17 protein-coding genes and 1 pseudogene are annotated in these 18,289 nt (G+C 72.6%); 9 read left to right on the top strand and 9 right to left on the bottom strand.

Annotation, left to right across the window (positions count from 1 at the left end; translation table 11 throughout):
- Nucleotides 1–79: 79 nt before the first annotated feature.
- Entirely contained in the window at nucleotides 80–1,390 is a 1,311-nt protein-coding gene (locus ACFCZF_RS02700; RefSeq protein WP_376670083.1) for an FtsX-like permease family protein, read from the bottom strand.
- 3 nt (nucleotides 1,391–1,393) lie between these two features.
- Nucleotides 1,394–2,179 carry an ABC transporter ATP-binding protein gene (locus tag ACFCZF_RS02695; RefSeq protein WP_376670082.1) on the bottom strand — a complete coding sequence of 262 codons (786 nt, stop codon included), beginning with the start codon at nucleotides 2,177–2,179 and terminating at the stop codon, nucleotides 1,394–1,396.
- Nucleotides 2,180–2,325: 146 nt separating this feature from the next.
- On the opposite strand from ACFCZF_RS02695, the gene ACFCZF_RS02690 reads away from it, so the two are divergent.
- On the top strand, nucleotides 2,326–2,973 hold the full coding sequence (locus ACFCZF_RS02690; RefSeq protein ID WP_376670081.1) for a DUF6461 domain-containing protein: 648 nt from the start codon (nucleotides 2,326–2,328) through the stop codon (nucleotides 2,971–2,973).
- Nucleotides 2,974–2,982: 9 nt separating this feature from the next.
- Here ACFCZF_RS02690 and ACFCZF_RS02685 read toward each other — a convergent pair whose 3' ends face one another.
- From ACFCZF_RS02685 to ACFCZF_RS02675, 3 genes are read right to left on the bottom strand one after another with little or no spacing between them, the layout of a single operon-like run.
- Nucleotides 2,983–3,627 (bottom strand): lactate utilization protein C, encoded by a 645-nt coding sequence (locus ACFCZF_RS02685; RefSeq protein ID WP_376670080.1) that lies wholly within the window; start codon nucleotides 3,625–3,627, stop codon nucleotides 2,983–2,985.
- Nucleotides 3,624–5,117, bottom strand: coding sequence for a LutB/LldF family L-lactate oxidation iron-sulfur protein (locus ACFCZF_RS02680; protein WP_375925338.1), 1,494 nt, complete (start codon nucleotides 5,115–5,117; stop codon nucleotides 3,624–3,626). Before ACFCZF_RS02680 ends, ACFCZF_RS02685 begins: the two co-directional genes overlap by 4 nt.
- The gene (locus tag ACFCZF_RS02675) at nucleotides 5,114–5,869 is read right to left on the bottom strand and encodes a (Fe-S)-binding protein (RefSeq protein WP_375925339.1); all 756 of its coding nucleotides are present in this window, start codon (nucleotides 5,867–5,869) and stop codon (nucleotides 5,114–5,116) included. The genes ACFCZF_RS02680 and ACFCZF_RS02675 overlap by 4 nt, the downstream gene beginning before the upstream one ends.
- A gap of 171 nt (nucleotides 5,870–6,040) precedes the next feature.
- Between ACFCZF_RS02675 and ACFCZF_RS02670 the strand changes: the two genes are divergently transcribed.
- The 5 genes and pseudogenes from ACFCZF_RS02670 to ACFCZF_RS02650 form a co-directional block, all read left to right on the top strand.
- On the top strand, nucleotides 6,041–7,066 hold the full coding sequence (locus ACFCZF_RS02670) for a LacI family DNA-binding transcriptional regulator (RefSeq protein WP_376670079.1): 1,026 nt from the start codon (nucleotides 6,041–6,043) through the stop codon (nucleotides 7,064–7,066).
- Between the two features lie 115 nt (nucleotides 7,067–7,181).
- Complete coding sequence (locus ACFCZF_RS02665; RefSeq protein WP_376670078.1) at nucleotides 7,182–8,483, top strand: alpha/beta fold hydrolase; 1,302 nt, start codon at nucleotides 7,182–7,184, stop codon at nucleotides 8,481–8,483.
- Nucleotides 8,484–8,540: 57 nt separating this feature from the next.
- Nucleotides 8,541–9,284, top strand: coding sequence for a PIG-L deacetylase family protein (locus ACFCZF_RS02660; RefSeq protein WP_376670077.1), 744 nt, complete (start codon nucleotides 8,541–8,543; stop codon nucleotides 9,282–9,284).
- 4 nt (nucleotides 9,285–9,288) lie between these two features.
- Nucleotides 9,289–10,227, top strand: a complete 939-nt coding sequence (locus ACFCZF_RS02655; RefSeq protein ID WP_376670076.1) for a sigma-70 family RNA polymerase sigma factor — start codon at nucleotides 9,289–9,291, stop codon at nucleotides 10,225–10,227.
- A gap of 2 nt (nucleotides 10,228–10,229) precedes the next feature.
- A pseudogene (locus ACFCZF_RS02650) lies at nucleotides 10,230–10,594 on the top strand (pentapeptide repeat-containing protein); the annotation flags it as partial.
- Here the strand turns inward: ACFCZF_RS02650 and ACFCZF_RS02645 are convergent.
- Nucleotides 10,556–12,106 (bottom strand): cytochrome P450, encoded by a 1,551-nt coding sequence (locus ACFCZF_RS02645; RefSeq protein WP_376670075.1) that lies wholly within the window; start codon nucleotides 12,104–12,106, stop codon nucleotides 10,556–10,558. The pseudogene ACFCZF_RS02650 and the gene ACFCZF_RS02645 overlap by 39 nt on opposite strands.
- A 121-nt stretch (nucleotides 12,107–12,227) precedes the next feature.
- On the opposite strand from ACFCZF_RS02645, the gene ACFCZF_RS02640 reads away from it, so the two are divergent.
- Nucleotides 12,228–12,836: a TetR/AcrR family transcriptional regulator gene (locus ACFCZF_RS02640; protein ID WP_376670074.1), complete on the top strand. Its 609-nt coding sequence runs from the start codon at nucleotides 12,228–12,230 to the stop codon at nucleotides 12,834–12,836.
- 184 nt (nucleotides 12,837–13,020) lie between these two features.
- A complete protein-coding gene (locus tag ACFCZF_RS02635; RefSeq protein WP_376670073.1) occupies nucleotides 13,021–13,746 on the top strand; it encodes a DUF2470 domain-containing protein in 726 nt (241 codons plus the stop codon).
- 77 nt (nucleotides 13,747–13,823) lie between these two features.
- Here ACFCZF_RS02635 and ACFCZF_RS02630 read toward each other — a convergent pair whose 3' ends face one another.
- The 3 genes from ACFCZF_RS02630 to ACFCZF_RS02620 all read right to left on the bottom strand — a co-directional run bounded on the left by ACFCZF_RS02630 (nucleotide 13,824) and on the right by ACFCZF_RS02620 (nucleotide 16,853).
- Complete coding sequence (locus tag ACFCZF_RS02630; protein ID WP_376670072.1) at nucleotides 13,824–14,876, bottom strand: hypothetical protein; 1,053 nt, start codon at nucleotides 14,874–14,876, stop codon at nucleotides 13,824–13,826.
- Between the two features lie 111 nt (nucleotides 14,877–14,987).
- Nucleotides 14,988–16,244 carry an FUSC family protein gene (locus ACFCZF_RS02625; protein ID WP_376670071.1) on the bottom strand — a complete coding sequence of 419 codons (1,257 nt, stop codon included), beginning with the start codon at nucleotides 16,242–16,244 and terminating at the stop codon, nucleotides 14,988–14,990.
- Between the two features lie 114 nt (nucleotides 16,245–16,358).
- Nucleotides 16,359–16,853, bottom strand: coding sequence for an FBP domain-containing protein (locus ACFCZF_RS02620; protein ID WP_376670070.1), 495 nt, complete (start codon nucleotides 16,851–16,853; stop codon nucleotides 16,359–16,361).
- A 133-nt stretch (nucleotides 16,854–16,986) separates the two neighbouring features.
- On the opposite strand from ACFCZF_RS02620, the gene ACFCZF_RS02615 reads away from it, so the two are divergent.
- On the top strand, nucleotides 16,987–18,276 hold the full coding sequence (locus ACFCZF_RS02615) for an ROK family protein (RefSeq protein ID WP_376670069.1): 1,290 nt from the start codon (nucleotides 16,987–16,989) through the stop codon (nucleotides 18,274–18,276).
- Nucleotides 18,277–18,289: the final 13 nt, after the last annotated feature.

Below are 18,289 nucleotides of genomic sequence, written 5' to 3'. Positions count from 1 at the left end.
GAAGAAATAGGGGGGGGGGAGAGAGGGGGGAGGTGTTCTCCCCCCCCCACCCCCCCCCCCTCCCCCCGCTCCTCGCGGCTCACGCGGCCAGCGTCACCGCCCCGACCGCCGGCGTACGCAGCACCCGCCGGGCCGTCACCAGGCTGGTCCCCAGCGTCACCGTCGCCGACACCGACACCATCGCGAGCCAGACCCCGAGGAACTGGTCCGGCAGCACCGCGTCGGTACGCACGACCGTGAACGGCACCACCCCGGCCAGCGCGGCCACCGTCCCGAAGAACACCCCGGTGAGCGTCAGGATCACGCCCTCGGCGCCGACCATGCCCAGTACCTGCCCCGGAGTCGCCCCCGCCAGCCGCTGCTGCCCGAACTCCCGTGAGCGGTACGTCGTCGCCGCGTACAGCGAGTTGACCAGCATCACGCAGACGAACACCGCGATGATGCCGACCACCGTGAGGTTGAGCGTCTCCAGGTTCTTGGCGTCGACCGACTTGACCAGACCGGAGTCCTTCACGGCGTCGCTCTCCACCGCCTGCATGGTGACCGTCGCGGTCGACACCGCCGTGAACAGGATCAGCGACATCAGGATCCCGGCGAGGTGACCGGCCCGCTCCCGCAGATTGCGCACGGCCAGCCAGCCGCTCGCGCCGCTCAGCGGCAGCCGGTCCAGTACGCCCCTCAGCAGCCGCGGCGACAGCAGCGCGAAGCCGATCGACAGCAGGATCGCCCCGTAGGCCGGCGGCGCCATCAGCACCTCGTCCGTCTCGGACAACAGGAAGGTGGAGCAGGCGCCCGCGGCACCGGTGACCAGCGCGGCGTACGTCAAAAACCGCCGGGCCCCCGCCCGCTCCCTGCTGTCCCGCGTCACCCGCCGCACCGCCAGGAACGCGGCGCCCGCCGACGCGATCAGTGTGATGTCCACGCCGCTCAGCAGCGCGATCGGACCGAAGGAGTACTCGACGGACCGCGCCACCTGGCCGCCGTCCTGGAACATCCCCAGCAGCGCCCGGCCACCGAGCATCGCCGGACCGATCGCCAGCGCCGCGCCCACCAGTGCCACGGCCACCGCCTCACCCACGACCATCCGCTTGACCTGGGCGGGGGTCGCCCCCGAGCAGCGCAACAGCTCCAACTCGGCGGCCCGCTGACGCACGTTGACCGTCAGCGTCGAGGCCACGGCGAAGAACACCAGCAGGGTCCCGTAGCCGCCCACGACCCCCGCCGCCGTGCCCAGCGTCTCCGAGCTGACCGGATCCACGCCGTCCTGTCCGGCCGTGTCGTGCATCGAGTTGAACACCATGATGATCGCCGCGCCCAGGAAGGCGGACAACAGCGTCGCGAGAAACCGTCCGGGGCGTTGCCGGATCGACCGCAGGGCCAGTACGAACATCGCTCACACCCCCGCCGGCACGTCGTCACCGAGGTGCGCCAGCCGCTCCGCGACCGCGTCCGGTGTCGGAGCGTCCATCCGCCCCGCGAGTCGGCCGTCGGCGAGGAAGACGACCGAGTCGGCGTAGGAGGCGGCCACCGGGTCGTGCGTCACCATCACCACGGTCCGACCGTGCACCCGTACCGCATCCTGCAACAGCAGCATCACCTGCCGTGCGCTGCGTGTGTCCAGCGCGCCCGTCGGCTCGTCCGCGAAGATCACCCGGGGCTCGGTCACCAGGGCACGGGCGATCGCCACCCGCTGCCGCTGACCGCCGGAGAGCTGGTCGGGACGGTGCCCGAGCCGGTCCCCGAGCCCGACGCCGGTGAGGATCTCCCGGGCCCGCTTCCGGTCGACTCGGCGCCCGGCGAGCTTGAGCGGCAGCACCGTGTTCTGCGCCACCGTCAGCGTCTCCAGCAGGTTGTACTGCTGGAACACGAACCCGACCCGGCCCCGCCGGAACTTCGTCAGCTCCGCCTCGCTGCCCCCTGTCAGCTCGGTGCCGTCCACGCACACGATGCCGCTGTCCGGCCGGTCCAGACCCGCCGCGCACTGCAACAGCGTGGACTTGCCCGAGCCCGACGGCCCCATCACCGCGGTGAACGTGCCACGTCCCAGGCTCAGCGTCACCCCGTCCAGCGCGGTCACGGCGTTCTCCGCGGTGCCGTAGGTCCTGGTCACCTTGACGAGGCGGAGCGCCTCGGGGGCGGGGCCCGGGTCGTGGTCGCCTCGTGCGCCGGTGCGAAACATCGTCATCACCTTCCGTGCGGCACGCCCTGTGCGGTGCCTCGTCGAAGACGCTACGGAGACCGAGGGCGGGCCACACTGGGCGCAGAACCCGTATCGGGGGGTGTACTCAGTGACACCCCGCCCCGGCATGCGTCACGATGATCGCCATGACCGACGGAATAACGTGGCTCGCCGAATCCAGGTGCGTCGATTTCAGCGGCCACAGCGTGCACGTGTCCCGCGAACTGGCCCCCGAGGAACTGGTGTCGCGGATCGCCGGGAGCGCCTTCGACACGACGTACACGGCGCGCCACATCGGCGAGCTGACCGGCCGCCAGGTCAACGACCTGCTGGACGACCTCTACGGCGACGTCTGGGACGGGCTCGCCCTGCGCTACGGACGGGACGGCGACTGGTCGTTCGTGGTCTGCTACGGCGGCTGGATGGGCGAGATGGTGCACCAGGCGGCGGTCTCACACGGCGGAGCCCACGTCTTCCACCTGGAGTACGAGGAGGAGAACGGCAAGCCCGTGCCGCCGCACTTCGCGTACTTCCACGACGGGGAGCTCGCATGCGGCTTCAACCTGCACCTGGACCGCTCATGGGGCTACGACGGTGTCGACGGGGATCCCGAGTGGGCGCGCCGCGTCGAACCGCTGCTGACGGCCGCCGGACTTCCCGACGAGGACGCCGACCGTCGGCTCGTGCGGCACACCGCGCTCGACATCCTCGGGCAGGTCTTCGGGCTCGCGCTGCCCCGGCACCGGATCGTGGAGGGCACTCTCGACTCGGTGGTCCTGGAAGACGCCGACTGACCGCTTCGCTCAGCCCTCCACCAGCACCACCTCCAGGGTGCGCGGACCGTGCACCCCCTCGACCCGGTCCAGTTCGATGTCACTCGTCGCGGAGGGACCGGAGATCCAGGTCGACGGGCGCGACGGATCGAGCCGTTCGAGGGCCTGGGGGACGGACGAGACCACCTGGTCCGGCACCCGTACGACGCAGACGTGGTGGTCGGGGACGAGGGTGATCCGGCGGCGGCCCTGGTCGGCGGAGCCGTCCAGGACGATCGTGCCGGTCTCGGCGACGGCGACGGCGCAGCCCGTGACCACGCTGTCGACCCGGTCGAGTTCGTGCGCAGTGCTCGCCGCGCGGTCGTGGACCCGGGTCGCGTCGACGGCCGCCAGCCAGCCGGGCGGCAACCCCGGCGGCACCACCACGCTCCGCGAGCCGTGAGCGGCCAGGAGCCGCATCAGCAGGTCGGGCAACTGCCCGTCCGCGCACCGGTGCACGATCGCCCGGTAGTCCGCCAGGTTCTCGGCGAGCAGCTCCACCGTCTCCGCGACGGTCCGCCGCCCGTGCTCGCGAAGATAGTCCCGTGCGACGGCCCGCTCGTACGGCACGTCGTCACGCGGCACGTCCGCGACGGCACGTCGCACGCGTCCCAGGATGCGCTCTCTGCTGCTCATTCCGCCCCGTCCTTTCCACCGTGCGTGCGCTGCCACCAGTCCCGGAACGGCTCCGCGGGCACCTCCGGAAGGTCCCGGCTGCCGCTCCACGCGCGGCCCGGTCCCGGAAGGGTGCGCGGATGGAGGCGGCGGGTGCGCGACGCCAGCCGCTGGCCCGTCCGCAGCGCGCCGGGGTGGGTGAACGCCCACTGCGCCGCCCGCATCGCCGCCCGCTCGGCGGCATGCCCCTTCGCCGGTTTCAGGACGACCTTGTTGCCCTGCCGGACGGCGGGCCCGCCCTGGACCACCCGCTCCCGCAGGTGCACCAGGACTTCGGGGATGTCGATGGCGACCGGGCACACCTCGTAGCAGGCACCGCACAGCGAGGACGCGTACGGCAGGGAGGCGTCGATCTCACTGCCCGTGCCCCTGAGTTGAGGGCTGAGGATGGCGCCGATCGGACCCGGGTACACCGAGCCGTAGGCGTGGCCGCCGGCCCGCTCGTAGACCGGGCAGACGTTCAGGCACGCCGAGCAGCGGATGCAGCGCAGTGCCTGGCGGCCGACCTCGTCGGCGAGGGTGTCGGTGCGGCCGTTGTCCAGCAGGACCAGGTGGAAGACCTGCGGGCCGTCCCCTTCCCCGGCCCGGCCGTCCCTGGTGCCCGTCCACATGGACGTGTACGGGTTCATGCGCTCGGCCGTCGAGGAGCGGGGGAGGGTCTGCAGGAAGACCTCCAGGTCCTGCCAGGTCGGCACGATCTTCTCGATGCCGACGACGGAGATCAGGGTCTCGGGCAGGGTCAGGCACATGCGGCCGTTGCCCTCGGACTCCACGACCACGAGCGTGCCGGTCTCGGCGACCATGAAGTTGGCGCCGGAGATGCCGACCTTGGCACGCAGGAACTTCTCCCGCAGGTGGAGGCGGGCCGCCTCGGCCAGTTCGGCGGGCGTGTCGGTGAGGCCCTCGGGTGCCGGGCGGCCCCACTCGCCCATCTCGGAGCGGAAGATGTCCCGGATCTCGCCGCGGTTGCGGTGGATCGCCGGTACCAGGATGTGCGAGGGCCGGTCCTTGCCCAACTGCACGATCAGCTCGGCGAGATCGGTCTCGTAGGCGCGGATGCCCTCCGCCTCCAGCGCCTCGTTGAGACCGATCTCCTGCGTCGCCATCGACTTGACCTTGACGACCTCGGACTCCCCGGTCGCCTTCACCAGGTCCGCGACGATCCGGTTGGCCTCCTCGGCGTCGGCGGCCCAGTGCACGGTTCCGCCGGCCGCCGTGACCGCCTCCTCCACCCGCACCAGGTAGGTGTCGAGATGACGCAGCGTGTGGTCCTTGATCTGCTTGCCGGCCTCGCGCAGCGCCGCCCAGTCGTCCAGCTCCGCGACCGCGCGGGCCCGCTTGTCGCGGATGGTGTGGGTGGCGTGGCGCAGATTGCCGCGCAGCGTCGGATCGCGCACGGCCGTGCGCGCGGCCTCCGGAAAGGCCGGCATCCCCACGAACGTCCCGCTCATACGGTCACCGCCTCCTCCGTACCCGCCAGGATCTCCGCGATGTGCACCGGCCGCATGCCCGTCCGCAGCCGCGTCATGGTCCCGCCGATGTGCATCAGGCAGGAGTTGTCGGCCGCGCACAGCACCTCGGCGCCGGTGGACTCGGCGTTGCGCACCTTGTCCGCGCCCATCGCCGCCGACACGTCGGAGTTCTTCATGGCGAAGGTGCCGCCGAAGCCGCAGCACTCCTCGGCGCCGGGCAGCTCAACCAGCTCCAGCCCCTTCACCGCTTCCAGCAGCCGTCGGGGCCGGTCGCCGAGGCCGAGGCTCCGCAGCCCGTGGCAGGTCGGGTGGTACGTCACCGTGTGCGGGTAGTACGCCCCCACGTCCGTGACCCCCAGGACGTCCACCAGGAACTCCGTCAGCTCGTACGTCTTCGGCACCACCGGCGCCAGGGTGGCCGCGAGCGTGTCCCCGCGCCCCTCCGCCCGCGCCCGCTCACCCATCCGCGGATACAGCTCCCGCACCATCGCCCCGCAGGAACCCGACGGCGTCACGATCGCCTCGTAGTCCTCGAAGACGTCCGAGAAGTGCCGGGCCAGCGGCTCCGCCTCGTGCCGGTACCCGGTGTTGTAGTGCGCCTGTCCGCAGCAGGTCTGGGCCATCGGGAAGTCGACCTCGACGCCCAGTCTGGTCAGCAGTCTCACCACGGCACGGCCGGTGTCCGGATACAGCGTGTCGTTGACGCAGGTCAGGAAGAGGGCGACACGCATCGCGGCTCCTTGTGATCGGCCGGCTCGAACCTCGTGATCATTGGATGAGACGCAGGGTAGTCGGCATACCGTGGCCGGGGGAGACCCCGTCGGCGCGGGTAATGTGTGAAGGTCTTCCGGCCGCCCACGTCCCGGTGCGTTGCCCAGCCCGACCCTGGAGGTCCCTGCCCGATGGCCCATTCGGTGGGTATCAAGGACGTCGCCCGCGCCGCCGGAGTATCCGTGGGCACGGTCTCCAACGTCATCAACCGCCCCGACACGGTCGCGACCGAGACCCGCGCGCGCGTGCAGGCCGAGATCGACCGGCTCGGCTACGTCCGCAGCGAGTCCGCGCGCCAGCTTCGCGCGGGCCGCAGCCGCATTATGGGGCTGCTCGTGCTGGACATGGGCAACCCCTTCTTCGTCGACGTCGCGCGCGGCGCCGAGCGGGCCGCGCGCGACGCCGGGCTCGGCGTGATGGTCTGCAACAGCGCCCAGAACGCGGGGGAGGAGGCCGAGTACCTCTCGCTCTTCGCCGAGCAGCGGGTCCGCGGTGTGCTGCTCACCCCGGCCGACGCCACCGGCCGCAACATCGAGGGATTCCGGCGGCACAACATCCCCTTCGTACTGGTCGACCGGGTCGCCGAGGGCACCACCGAGTGCTCCGTCTCCGTCGACGACGTCGCGGGCGGCGCCCTGGCGGTACGTCACCTCGTGGACGCCGGGCACCGCTCCATCGCCTACGTCAGCGGCCCGCCCGGCCTCAACCAGGTGCGCGACCGCCGCACCGGCGCCCTGCACGCGCTCGCCGAGGCCGGACTCGCTCCCGGCGCCCTGCGCGAACTGCCCACCGAGCGGCTAGACGTCGCCGCGGGCCGGGACGCCGGCGCCCGCCTCCTCGGCCTCTCCGACCGGCCGACCGCCGTCTTCTGCGCCAACGACCTGCTCGCCCTCGGAGTCCTGCAGGCCGTGTACGCCGCCGGGGTCGGCGTCCCCGACGACCTCGCGATCGTCGGCTACGACGACATCGAGTTCGCCGCCGCCGCGGCCGTCCCGCTCACCTCCGTGCGCCAGCCGGCCGTCACCATGGGCGCCATGGCCGCCGAACTGCTGCTGGAGGAGACCGAGTCGCAGGGCGCGGACCGGGCCCACACGCACCGGCGGGTCGTGCTCCAGCCCGAACTGGTGGTGCGGCGTTCCAGCCTCGCCGCCCGCTGACCCGTCGTTCAGCACGAATTTCCCCTCCCGGGGGTCTCGGGCCGCAGAATCATGTGCTGAACTGGGACACGGTCGAAAGATCCGTCCGTATGGTCCATCCGTTCCGGGAGCCCCGTTGAGCGTCAGCTACCGTCAGCCCGGCGTCGTCCTCACCGACCGCCGCTTCACCGTGCCCCTCGACCACGCGAACCCCTCCGGGGAGACGATCGAGCTGTACGCCCGCGAGGCCGTCGCGAGCGACAGGACGGGCCAGAACCTGCCGTGGCTGGTCTATCTCCAGGGCGGCCCCGGCTTCGGGGCGAACCGTTTCATCGGCCGTCCCGCCTGGCTCGGCCGCGCCCTGAAGGACTACCGGGTGCTGCTCCTGGACCAGCGCGGCACCGGTGCCTCCACGCCCGCCAACCGCCAGACGCTCCCGCTGCGCGGCGGCCCGGCCGAGCAGGCCGACCACCTCACCCACTTCCGCGCCGACGCCATCGTCCGCGACTGCGAGGCCATCCGCCCCGAGGTCACCGGCGGCGCCCCCTGGACCGTCCTCGGCCAGAGCTTCGGAGGCTTCTGCACCGTCGCCTACCTGTCGCTGGCCCCCGAAGGACTGAGCACCGCCCTGATCACCGGCGGCCTGCCCTCCCTCGACGCCCACGCGGACGACGTCTACCGGGCCGCCTACCCCCGCATCGAGCGCAAGGTCGTCGCGCACTACGCCCGCTACCCGCAGGACGTCGAGCGCGCCCGCCGCATCGCCGACCATCTGCTCACCCACGACGTGGTCCTGCCGAACGGCTACCGGCTCACCGTGGAGGCCTTCCAGTCCCTCGGCATCCTCCTCGGCGGCGGCGAGGGCAGCCACCGCCTGCACTTCCTCCTGGAGGACGCCTTCGTCCGCACCCCGCGCGGACACGAGTTGTCCGACGCGTTCCAGGAGCAGGTGCAGGGCCTGCTGTCGTACGCCGGCCACCCGCTGTACGCCCTCGTCCACGAGGCCATCTACGGCCAGGACGCGCGCCCCACCGACTGGTCGGCCGAGCGCGTCCGCGCCGAGTTCCCGCGCTTCGACGCCGCCAAGGCGCTCGCCGGCGACGAACCGCTGCTGTTCACCGGCGAGTCGGTCCACCCCTGGATGTTCGACTGCGACCCGGCTCTGCGCCCGCTGCGCGAGACCGCCGAACTGCTCGCCGCCCGCACCGACTGGACGCCCCTGTACGACCCGGCCCGCCTCGCCGCCAACGAGGTGCCGGCCGCCGCCGCCGTGTACCACGACGACATGTACGTCGACACCGGCCACGCGCTGACCACCGCCCGCGCGATCCGCGGCCTGCGCACCTGGGTCACCGACGAGTTCGAGCACGACGGCGTACGGGCCGGCGGCCCCCGCGTCCTGGACCGGCTGCTCGCCCTCGCCCGCGACGAGGCCTGAACGGCGACGCGTTCGAATTCCGGGTGGGATGTCGGCGGCACGGGTTAGTGTGCGGGCATGACGGAGCCGACGATCACGCGACTGGAGCCCATGCCCGGCGACTGGCGGCGCGCCCTGGCCGTCGTCGCCCACCCGGACGACCTGGAGTACGGCTGCTCGGCGGCGATCGCGGCCTGGACCGACGAGGGCCGTGAGGTCGCCTACGTCCTCGCGACCCGGGGCGAGGCGGGCATCGACACACTCGCGCCCGCCGAGTGCGGCCCTCTCCGGGAGCGGGAGCAGCGGGCGAGCGCGGCCGTCGTCGGGGTGAGCGAGGTGGAGTTCCTCGACCACCGGGACGGTGTCGTCGAGTACGGCACCGCCCTGCGCCGCGACATCGCCGCCGCGATCCGCCGGTACCGCCCCGAGCTGGTCATCACCATGAACCACCGGGACACCTGGGGCGGCGTCGCCTGGAACACCCCGGACCATGTCGCCGTCGGCCGTGCCACGCTCGACGCGGCGTCCGACGCCGGCAACCGCTGGATCTTCCCGGAACTGACCGAGCAGGGCCTCGAACCCTGGAACGGCGTGCGCTGGGTCGCCGTCGCGGGTTCCTCCTCGCCCACGCACGCCGTGGACGCCACGCCGGGGCTGGAGCGCGCGGTGCGCTCTCTGCTCGAACACCGCACGTACATCGAGGTGCTGACCGACGAGGACCCGGAGACATACGTGCGCGGATTCCTCGTCGGGTTCGCCGAGGCCGCGGGCGAGCGGTTCGGCGGAAAGCCGGCGGTGACCTTCGAAGTCTTCGGACGGTAGCGCCATGGCGGGGGAGCAGGGGGAGCAGGGGGAGCGCGACGTGCGGGGTCAGCAGCTTCTGGCGGAGCGGTTCGAGGAGCACCGGGGGCAGCTGAAGGCTGTGGCCTACCGCATGCTCGGTTCACTGACCGAGGCGGAGGACGCGGTGCAGGAGGCGTGGCTGCGCCTCGACCGCACCGGCGCGGACGGCATCGACAACCTCGGCGCCTGGCTGACCACGGTGACCGGCCGGGTCTGCCTGGACCTGCTGCGCTCACGCACCGCGCGCCGCGAGGAGCCGATGACCGAGGGCTTCGACACCTTCGTCCCGGATCCCGTGCTGAGGGCACTGCCGCAGGGCGATCCGGAGCAGGAGGCCCTGCACACCGACTCGGTGGGTCTGGCCATGCTGGTGGTACTGGAGTCCCTGGAGCCCTCCGAGCGGCTGGCGTTCGTGCTGCACGACATGTTCTCCGTGCCCTTCGACGACATCGCGACGATCGTGGAGCGCAGCCCGGCCGCCACCCGGCAGCTGGCCAGCAGGGCCCGGCGCCGGGCCCGGGAGGCCACGCCCGCGGCCGACCCCGATCTCGGCCGGCAGCGTCAGGCCGTCGAGGCGTTCCTGGCCGCCAGCCGCGCCGGCGACTTCGAGGCCCTGGTGGCGGTCCTCCACCCGGACGTGGTGCTGCGGGCCGACGCCGGCGCGCTGGCCTCGGGAGTGGCGGCGTCGAAGGTGGTGCGGGGGGCGCGGACGGTCGCCACCGGCGCGTTCCACTTCCGCCATCTCGCCGGACTCGCCCGTCTCGCCCTGGTCAACGGCGCGGTCGGCACCGTCGCCGTGTCCGAGGGGCGTCCGCGGTCGGTCACCTACGTCACCGTCGTCGACGGACTCATCACCGGCCTCTACATCCTGTCCGACCCCGAGCGGCTGGCCCGGCTGGACCTGCCCGACCTGGAGGCCTGACCGGCGCCGCTCACCGGGGCGGCTCACCGGAGCGGACCCGCCGCGTCTTCGACGTGTTCCCGGTCGTTCGCCAGTCGCACGAACTGCTCTGGTACCTCACCGAGGCACTGACCCTGCCCGCGGCCCGCCCGGTCCACGCGACCTGCGCCGCGCACCGGCGGCGGATCAACGCCCTGCTGCTGCGCACCAGCGAACTCGTGCGGGCCGGTACACGCGGCAAGAAGAAGAACCGCCGCAACGCCGACCTCACGGACGCGGACCTGACGGGCAGCGCCCTCTTCCTCACCCAGCCGTAGATCACCGCGGCCCCGGCACCAGGCTGCCGGGGTCAGTCACCCGTCCCGTGCACTGGACAGCGGGGCTCTGAGGCGGTGTCCTCGGCGACGGACGCGCGGTCCGGCGCCGCACCGGGCCGGCCGGCCGCGGTCCGCCGGTCCAGCCGCAGCCGCAGCCCTTCCGGCATCAGCGTCAGCCGCTCGGTCACCCGGAGCCGGTAGCCCGGGTCGGGCCGCAGCTCGTAGCGGCGCAACAGCAGCCCGAGGACCAGCGTCGCCTCGTGCAGCGCGAACTGCCGCCCGATGCACGCCCGCGCCCCCGTTCCGAACGGCTTGAAGGTGTGCGGGGCACGCGACCGTACGGCCTTGGCGTCGAAACGGTCCGGATCGAACCGCTCGGCGTCCGGTCCCCAGACCTCCGGGTCGCGGTGCAGCATCCCCGCGAGCACCAGCGCCCAGGCACCGCGCCGCATCGGATACGTCCCGCCCAGCACCGTGTCCCGGCGGGCCTCCCGCGCGAAGGCGGGCGCGGTCGGCCACAGCCGCAGCGACTCGTCCAGCACCCGGCGCACGTAGCGCAGTTTGGCCACCTGCTCGTAGCCGGGCGCCTCCGTGTCACCCCATACCCGGTCCACCTCGGCGCGGGCCCGGGCCGCGACGTCGGGGTGCTGGGCGAGGTAGTGCAGGGCGAAGGAGAGCGCGCCCGAGGTGGTTTCGTGCCCGGCCACCAGGAAGGTGATGACCTGGCGGCGGACGTTCTCCGCCGACAGCCGCTCACCGGTATCGGGATGGGCCGTCTCCAGCATCCGGTCGAGCAGGTCGCCTGCGCCGCCCTCGCCGCCGGCCACCCTGCGGGCGCGGACCAGGTCGTCGACCGTGCGGTTGAGGTAGCCGATGTCGGCGGCGTTGCGGCGGCTCGCGCCGCGCAGCAGCCAGGGGGCCAGCGGCGCGGGCACGGTGTTGAGACGCTGCGCGTAGGTGAGTGTGCCCACCATCGCGGTCACGAAGGGATGGAGCCGGGCACGCTCGAAGGACCCGAAGTCGTGCCCGAATCCGGTGCGCGCGATCGTCTCCAGCGTCAGCTTGGTCATGTCGCCGGGCACGTCCACCGCCCGTCCCGCCGCCTGAGCCCGGTCCCAGTGGTCCGTGAGCCGTCCGGCCACGTCCAGCATCATCACGTGGTAGCCCGCCATGGCCTCGCGGCTGAACCCGGGCGCCAGGACGTCGTGCGCGAGCTGCCAGTTGGGCTCGTGGTTGTACGCCGTGAACAGCCCGTCCCCGGCGACCGGCCGCAGGTTGGCCACGCCGAGTCCCACATGCTTGGCGAACCGCTCCTCGTCGGCGAGGTCGGCGGCGAGCGAGGCGCCCCACACGAACACGAACTCCTTGCCGAAGGCCCGCCGACGGAATATCGGCCCCAGTTGCCGGGCGTAGCGCAGCGAGTCCTGCATCGGGGTGCGCCTGCTCGCGCCGACCACGTCCCCCAGCAGGGGGAGCCGGTACGGCGGACGCGGTATTCGATGCAGTTCGGGCCAGCCCAGCTCGGCGCTGCGGAACCCCTTCGGCAGTCCGTCCGGTGCCGTTCCGTTCGTCGTCTCCGCCATGACGCGATCTCCCTTGACGCAGCGGCGTGTCGCAGGTGCCGGGCAAGCCTGTTGTACATGGATTCAATAACGCGGCTCAGTCTCGTCCCGTTGTTGAACCGACGTCAAGTAAGGTGCGGACATGGCCGCGAACCAGGGCGAGCGCACACGCCGCCGGCTCAGCACCGGCGAGCGACGGGAGCAGTTGCTGTCGGTGGGTGCGCGGCTGTTCTCGGACAGCCCCTACGACGACGTGTGGATCGAGCAGGTCGCCGAGATCGCCGGCGTCTCCCGGGGGCTGCTGTACCACTACTTCCCGACCAAACGGGATTTCTTCGCGGCGGTCGTCGAGCGCGAGAGCGAGCGCATGCTGCGGATGACGGCGGCCGTGCCCGGCGTTCCGGTCCGGGAGCAGCTCACCGCCGGACTCGACGCGTACCTGGAGTACGTCCGGGCCCACGCGCACGGCTACCGCGCCTTCCACCGTGCCGACGCGACCGGGGACCAGGCGGTGCGCCGGGTCTATCGGCAGGCCCTCGCGGCACAGCAGCGGCAGATCCTCGAAGCCCTGTCCGCGGACCCCGAGTTCGGCCCGGCCTTCGAGGCGCGGACCGATGTACGGCTGGCGGTGCGCGGCTGGCTGGCGTTCACCACCGCGGTCTGCCTGGAGTGGCTGCGGGATCCGGAGCCGACCCGTGAACAGGTGCGCGACCTGTGCGCACGGGCTCTGCTGGGGGTCATCGCGCCGTGAGCGCCCCCGTTGCACTTCGAAACGCGCGCTCAAGTCGCTGAAATGCGCCCTCTGGTGCACTGAAAAAGTTCCGCGAAGATTACGCGTCCTGGTTGGCGCACACTCCGATCTCCTATAGGTTAGGTGAGCCTTACCTAATGAGCCTGATGATCTGTGCTCGATGAACTGACGAAGGAGGTCGGGGATGGGCGACAGCCACACCTGGACGGCCGCGCCTGCCACGGCGGAGCAGGCCCGTTCCGTACTCGCCGCCGCATGGTCCTGCGCGGTGACCGCGGAGGGCGGCCGCGAGGAGTTCGTCGGCGCGCACTCCGTGGCCGACGACGGCCGGGTGCTGCTGCACGTGCCCGAGGACAGCGCCCTGCTCGCGGCGGCGATCTGCGCGCCCCGGGGTGAGCCGTCCGCCGTGCTGGAATTCGCCGACGTGGCGCCCGTCCCGGTACGGGGCCGGATCAGGGCCCGGCTCTGGCTCGCGGGCTGGTTCGCCCTGGAGGACGGCCACTTGGCGTTCACGCCCACCCGCGTGGTGCTGCGGCAGCCGTCCGGTGCCGTGGTCGTCGGTGTCGACGAGTTCGCCGCCGCCGGGCCCGACCCGCTGGCCCTGGCCGAGGCCCGGCTGCTGACCCATCTCGCCGACTGCCACGGTGACGCCGTGGAGCGGCTGACCCGGCTCGTCGACGCCGACAGCCTGCACGGCGCGGTCCGGGTGCGGCCGCTCGCCGTCGACCGGCACGGACTGACGCTGCGCGTCGAGCGCGCCCGCGCCCACGGCGACGTACGCCTGCCCTTCCACGCGCCCGCCGACGACATCGCGCAGCTCACCGAGCGGATGCACGTACTGCTCGCACAGGCGAGCGCCGCCTCCTGCCCCCGGTCCCTGCAGCGGCAGCGCACCGACGGCGACGGGTGACGCGGACGGCCTCGCCGGCGACGGCCGGTGAAGCCGCCCCCGTGCCCGCGACCCGTGCCTCGCCGCCGGCCCCGTGACTACCAGTCCCCGTCCTCCACCGGTGCGCCCGGCGCGTCCTTGAGCGGCCGGACCTGCTGCTGTGCGGGGGACTGCCACGGCTCGTGGTCGTCCCCGATCCAGTCCCCGACGGGCTTGACGTCCTGGAGCGGATCGGTCGGCGCGAGGTCGTGGGCGTCCTGGTCGTAGTAGTCGTACCAGGGCAGACCGGCCCGCGTGTACGCGGCCCGGTCCACGGGGGACGGCGGCGGCGCCTCGCCGGTGATGCGCCGCCATTCCGGCGGCGTCACCAGATGCACGAAGACCCGGCCCGCCGGCCGCTCGGCCCAGTCCGTCAGCGGCCGGTCGTCCCGGTAGACCTCCTGCCGCATGGACCCTCCGACACCGAGTCCCATCGCGGGCGCGGACCGCCCCCGGGCCGCGCCCGCGGAGGCCGGGGCGGCGCCCGGAGCGGCCGGGGCGGACATCGGCATCGCTGCCCCGTAGGCTCCGCCCGACCGGGCCGCCCTGCGCGCCAGTTCGGTCCGGCGCCGCTCCTCCTCGCGCCAGCGCGCCAGCTCGGTGTCATTGAGCGAAAAGGCCTGCAACTGGACGCCGCCCCAGACCTCCTCGCCGGTGACCTGGCCCTCGACGGTCGCCCCCATGCCGAGCGGCACGGCCACGAACTGGCGGACCGTGCCCGTCCCGGAGTTGATGCCGTCCAGCCAGGGCTGGCGGGGGAGCACCACGTAGTTCTGCGGGTCGCGGGCGAGCCGGTCGCTCCAGGGCTTGCCCGAGACCGCGCACACCTTGCCCACCCCGACCTGGAGCGCGGCGGGCTCCGTCGTGCCGGCGAAGCTCAGCCACATGGCCTCGCGCAGGTACACCGGCAGCATCACGCCCCCGCGCGCCCGCCACGCCTCGGGCACGGTGTCGGCGTAGTCGGCGACCCGGCGGACCGGGAACTCGCCGAGCCCCGGCGGCAGCGGGTGGGTGCCCGTCTCGGGCAGTCGCAGGGTGCGGACGAAGCGGACCGCCGCACCACCCGGCAGCAGCAGCCTGTTCCCGTCGATCCGCACGCTGGTGTCGGTCATCCGTACGCCCCCTCTTCCCACTGTTCCTCGTCCTCTTCCCCGAGGACAACGACTACCCCGAGGACAACGACTACCCCGAGGACAACGACTACCCCGAGGAGAACGGCTTCCTCAAGGAGAACGACGCGCGGCGGCGCCACGGTTCCACTTCCGGAGCCGGGCCCGCATCCGGTCCCGCAGCCGGGTCAGCCGCGGCATGCGTTCGCGCAGCTCGCGCGTGTGGTGGTCCAGCTCCTCCAGGAGCCGGCGCGAGCGGTGCTCGGTGTCCATCTCGTCGATGATCCGGTTGACCTCGGTCAGTACCGCGCCCTGCAACTGCCAATGCAGTGGACTGCGCTGCACCTCCGTCAGGAGCAGGTGGGCCAGCTTGTCCCGGGTGACCGCGGCCTGCCGCAGCTCGGCGGCCAGGCGCTCCTCCGCGGACTCGGCGTCCTCGCTCGCGCTGGTGGTCACCAGCACCGCGAAGCTGACCACGGCGTCGGCGATCTCGGACAGCAGCTGCTGGATGGTGGCACCCGTCTCCGGCGGGAACAGGGGCTCCGGTTCACGTTCCTTCGCGAGGTCGGTGAAGGTGCGCGCGAGGACCCGCATCACCACCGTGCAGATCTCCAGGGTGTCCAGACCGGTGCGCAGCACCACCCGGTGGAGCAGCCCCTCGCGTACCCGGGGATTGAACCGCAGGCTGTCCTCGGCCTGGCGCAGGTCCTCGTCCACCTCGCCGATGTCGTGGTCGAGCCGGCGGGCCTCGTGCAGCCGGGCCGCCGCCTCGTGGAACGGCGTGCTGTCGGCGGCCTCCTCACCCATGCGCAGCATCAGCTGCCGCACCCGCCGGGCCAGCCCCTCGATGGACTCGCCGGCCTGCTCCACCCACACCGGAGGGGCGAGGAGCAGGTTGAAGGACAGCCCGACGATCGCCCCGATCAGTGTCTCCACCACCCGCGCCCACGCCAGGCTGCCGTGCGAGGTCACGCCGAGCACCAGCATCGCGCTGATCGCCACCTCGGCCACGAACTCATGCGCCCGCACCAGGTGCCCCACACCCAGCGCCGCCACGATCAACAGGGCCAGGCTCCACCAGCTCAGCCCGACCAGCTGGCTGAAGGCGATGGCGACCAGGACGCCGGCCACCACGGCGTTCACGCGGCGGAAGCTCATCTTGAGCGTGGCGTACAGGGTGACCTGGACGACCAGCAGCGCGGTCAGGGGCGCGGTGAGCGGTGCCGCCGACTTGTCGGGGGTCAGCCGCACCGCGATGACATAGGCGATCGAGGCCGCGGCGGCCGATCGCAGCGCCTGTACGACCATGGGGTCCCTGAGCCACTTCACCCGTCGCAGAGCCGCCGCCGCACTCTTACGTACATCCCGCATCCTCGGGCTGTTCCCTTCCCCAGGCGCCTCGAACGTATCCGGACAGGACGGTAACCGGATAAAGGGGGTGGGGGCGGTTCTCACGCGCCGTACGTCGGCGGGCATCCGTGAACGTCAGGCGGCCACCTTGGCGAGGAAAGCCGACAGGTTGCCCACGGTCCGGGCGACCTGCTGCTCCAGGGTGAGACTCTCCTCGAAGCGGGCACCGGTCTCCGGCGCCTTCCTGCCCCTCAGATACAGGGAACAGGCGAGGTCGGTGCACATGTACAGGCCGACCGAATTGCCCTCGCGGCCGGCCGGGCCCGCCTTGCGCGCGGTCATCAGCGACACCCCGCCCCGGGGGTGGGTGGTCAGGCACAGCGCGCACATGCTGCGCTGGAAGAAGCCGCGCCGAGCCTGCTGGAACCGCAGGGCGACGCCGGTGAGGCGCTCGCCGTGGTCGGTGACCAGATAGCTGCGGTCGGGAGCCCCGGGGTCCCGCCAGCCCAGGAAGTCGAGATCGTCCCAGGGGTGCTCGCCGAGATCGCGAGGGACGGCCAGGCGCTTGGCCTCGCCCTTCGAGCAGTTGATGAAGGAGTTGCGGATGTCCTGCTCGGTGAGTGCTCTCATGGAGGAACCCCGATCGCGTATCGACGGCCTGGCGAGCGTGAGTTCATAGCATGAATTAAGGGGAGGGGGGAAGTCGCGTGCCGCAGTCCGGCGAAGGTATGTTGCAGACCGGGCACAGTACGGGAGGAACCACATGACGGGGCGGAACGGGCGCACGGTGCGCGACCTCAGGAGGGCCAACCGTACGGCCGTGCTGCAACGGCTCTACTTCGACGGACCGCTCAGCCGCTTCGAACTGGGCCCGGCGACCGGGCTCAGCTCCGGCTCCGTCAGCAACGTCGTCGCCGACCTGGTCGCCGACGGTCTGGTGGAGGAGGCCGGCAGCGTCGACTCCGACGGCGGCAGGCCCCGCACCCTGCTGCGCGTGGCCCCGGGCAGCGGCCACATGATCGGCGTGGACGTCGGCGAGACCCGGGTGCGCGTCGAGCTGTTCGACCTGACACTCACCGAACTGGCCCGCGCCGAGCGCCCCCTGACCCAGCAGCGGTACGACGTCGAGGTGATCGTCGGCCACATCCGCGACGGCATCGCCGAGGTGCTGGCCACGGCCGACCTCGCACCCGAGCGGCTGCTCGGCGCCGGGATCGGCGTCCCCGGCATCGTCGAGCAGACCCCGGACCGGGGAGCCGTCGTGCACGGCCAGACCATCGGCTGGGACGCGGTCCCGCTGGAGGCCCTGCTCCGCGCCGGTTCCCCGCTGCCCGACACCGTCCCCTATCTCATCGACAACGGTGCCAAGACCCTCGGCCAGGCCGAGATGTGGTTCGGCGCCGGACGCGGCGCCCGCAACGCGGTCGTGGTCCTCTTCGGCTCCGGCGTCGGCGCCAGCCTCGTCACCCCCGAGGCCGAGCACGGCCGGGCGGTCGAATGGGGGCACCTGACGGTCCGGGTCAGAGGCCGCCGCTGCCGCTGCGGCGCGCTCGGCTGCCTGGAGGCGTACGCGGGCGCCGAGTCCCTGCTGGCCCGCTGGCGGGAGGAGGGCGGCCGGGTGCCCGAGGGCACCGACGAGGAGGCCGCCCTGACCGCGATGCTCGCCGCCGCCTACCCGGCCGACGACGAGGCGGCCGACCCGGTCGCGCTCGCCGTCCTGGAGGAGACCGCCGAGTACCTGGGGGCCGGCCTGTCCGACCTGATCAACCTCTTCCAACCCGAGCGCATCCTCATCGGCGGCTGGGCCGGGCTCCAACTCGGCACCCGCTTCCTGCCCGCCGTACGCCGCCACGCGGTGTCGTACGCGCTGCGCCATCCCGCCGAGAAGGTGACGGTCGACCTGGGGCGGCTCGGCCCCGACGCGGTCACCGTCGGCGCAGCGATCCTGCCGCTGGCCGACTTCTTCTCGCGCGGCGGCCGGCGCCCCGAACCGGTGCCCGAGTACCCGGCCCCCGCCTGGCGCACGGCGCTCGAGGAACGGGCGCCGCACTGAGGTTTCGCTGGTC

Source organism: Streptomyces sp. NPDC056296, from assembly GCF_042268605.1.
Taxonomy (GTDB): Bacteria; Actinomycetota; Actinomycetes; order Streptomycetales; family Streptomycetaceae; genus Streptomyces.
Note: the sequence above shows the minus strand (reverse complement) of the source record. Positions and strands in the feature narration are given on the sequence as shown.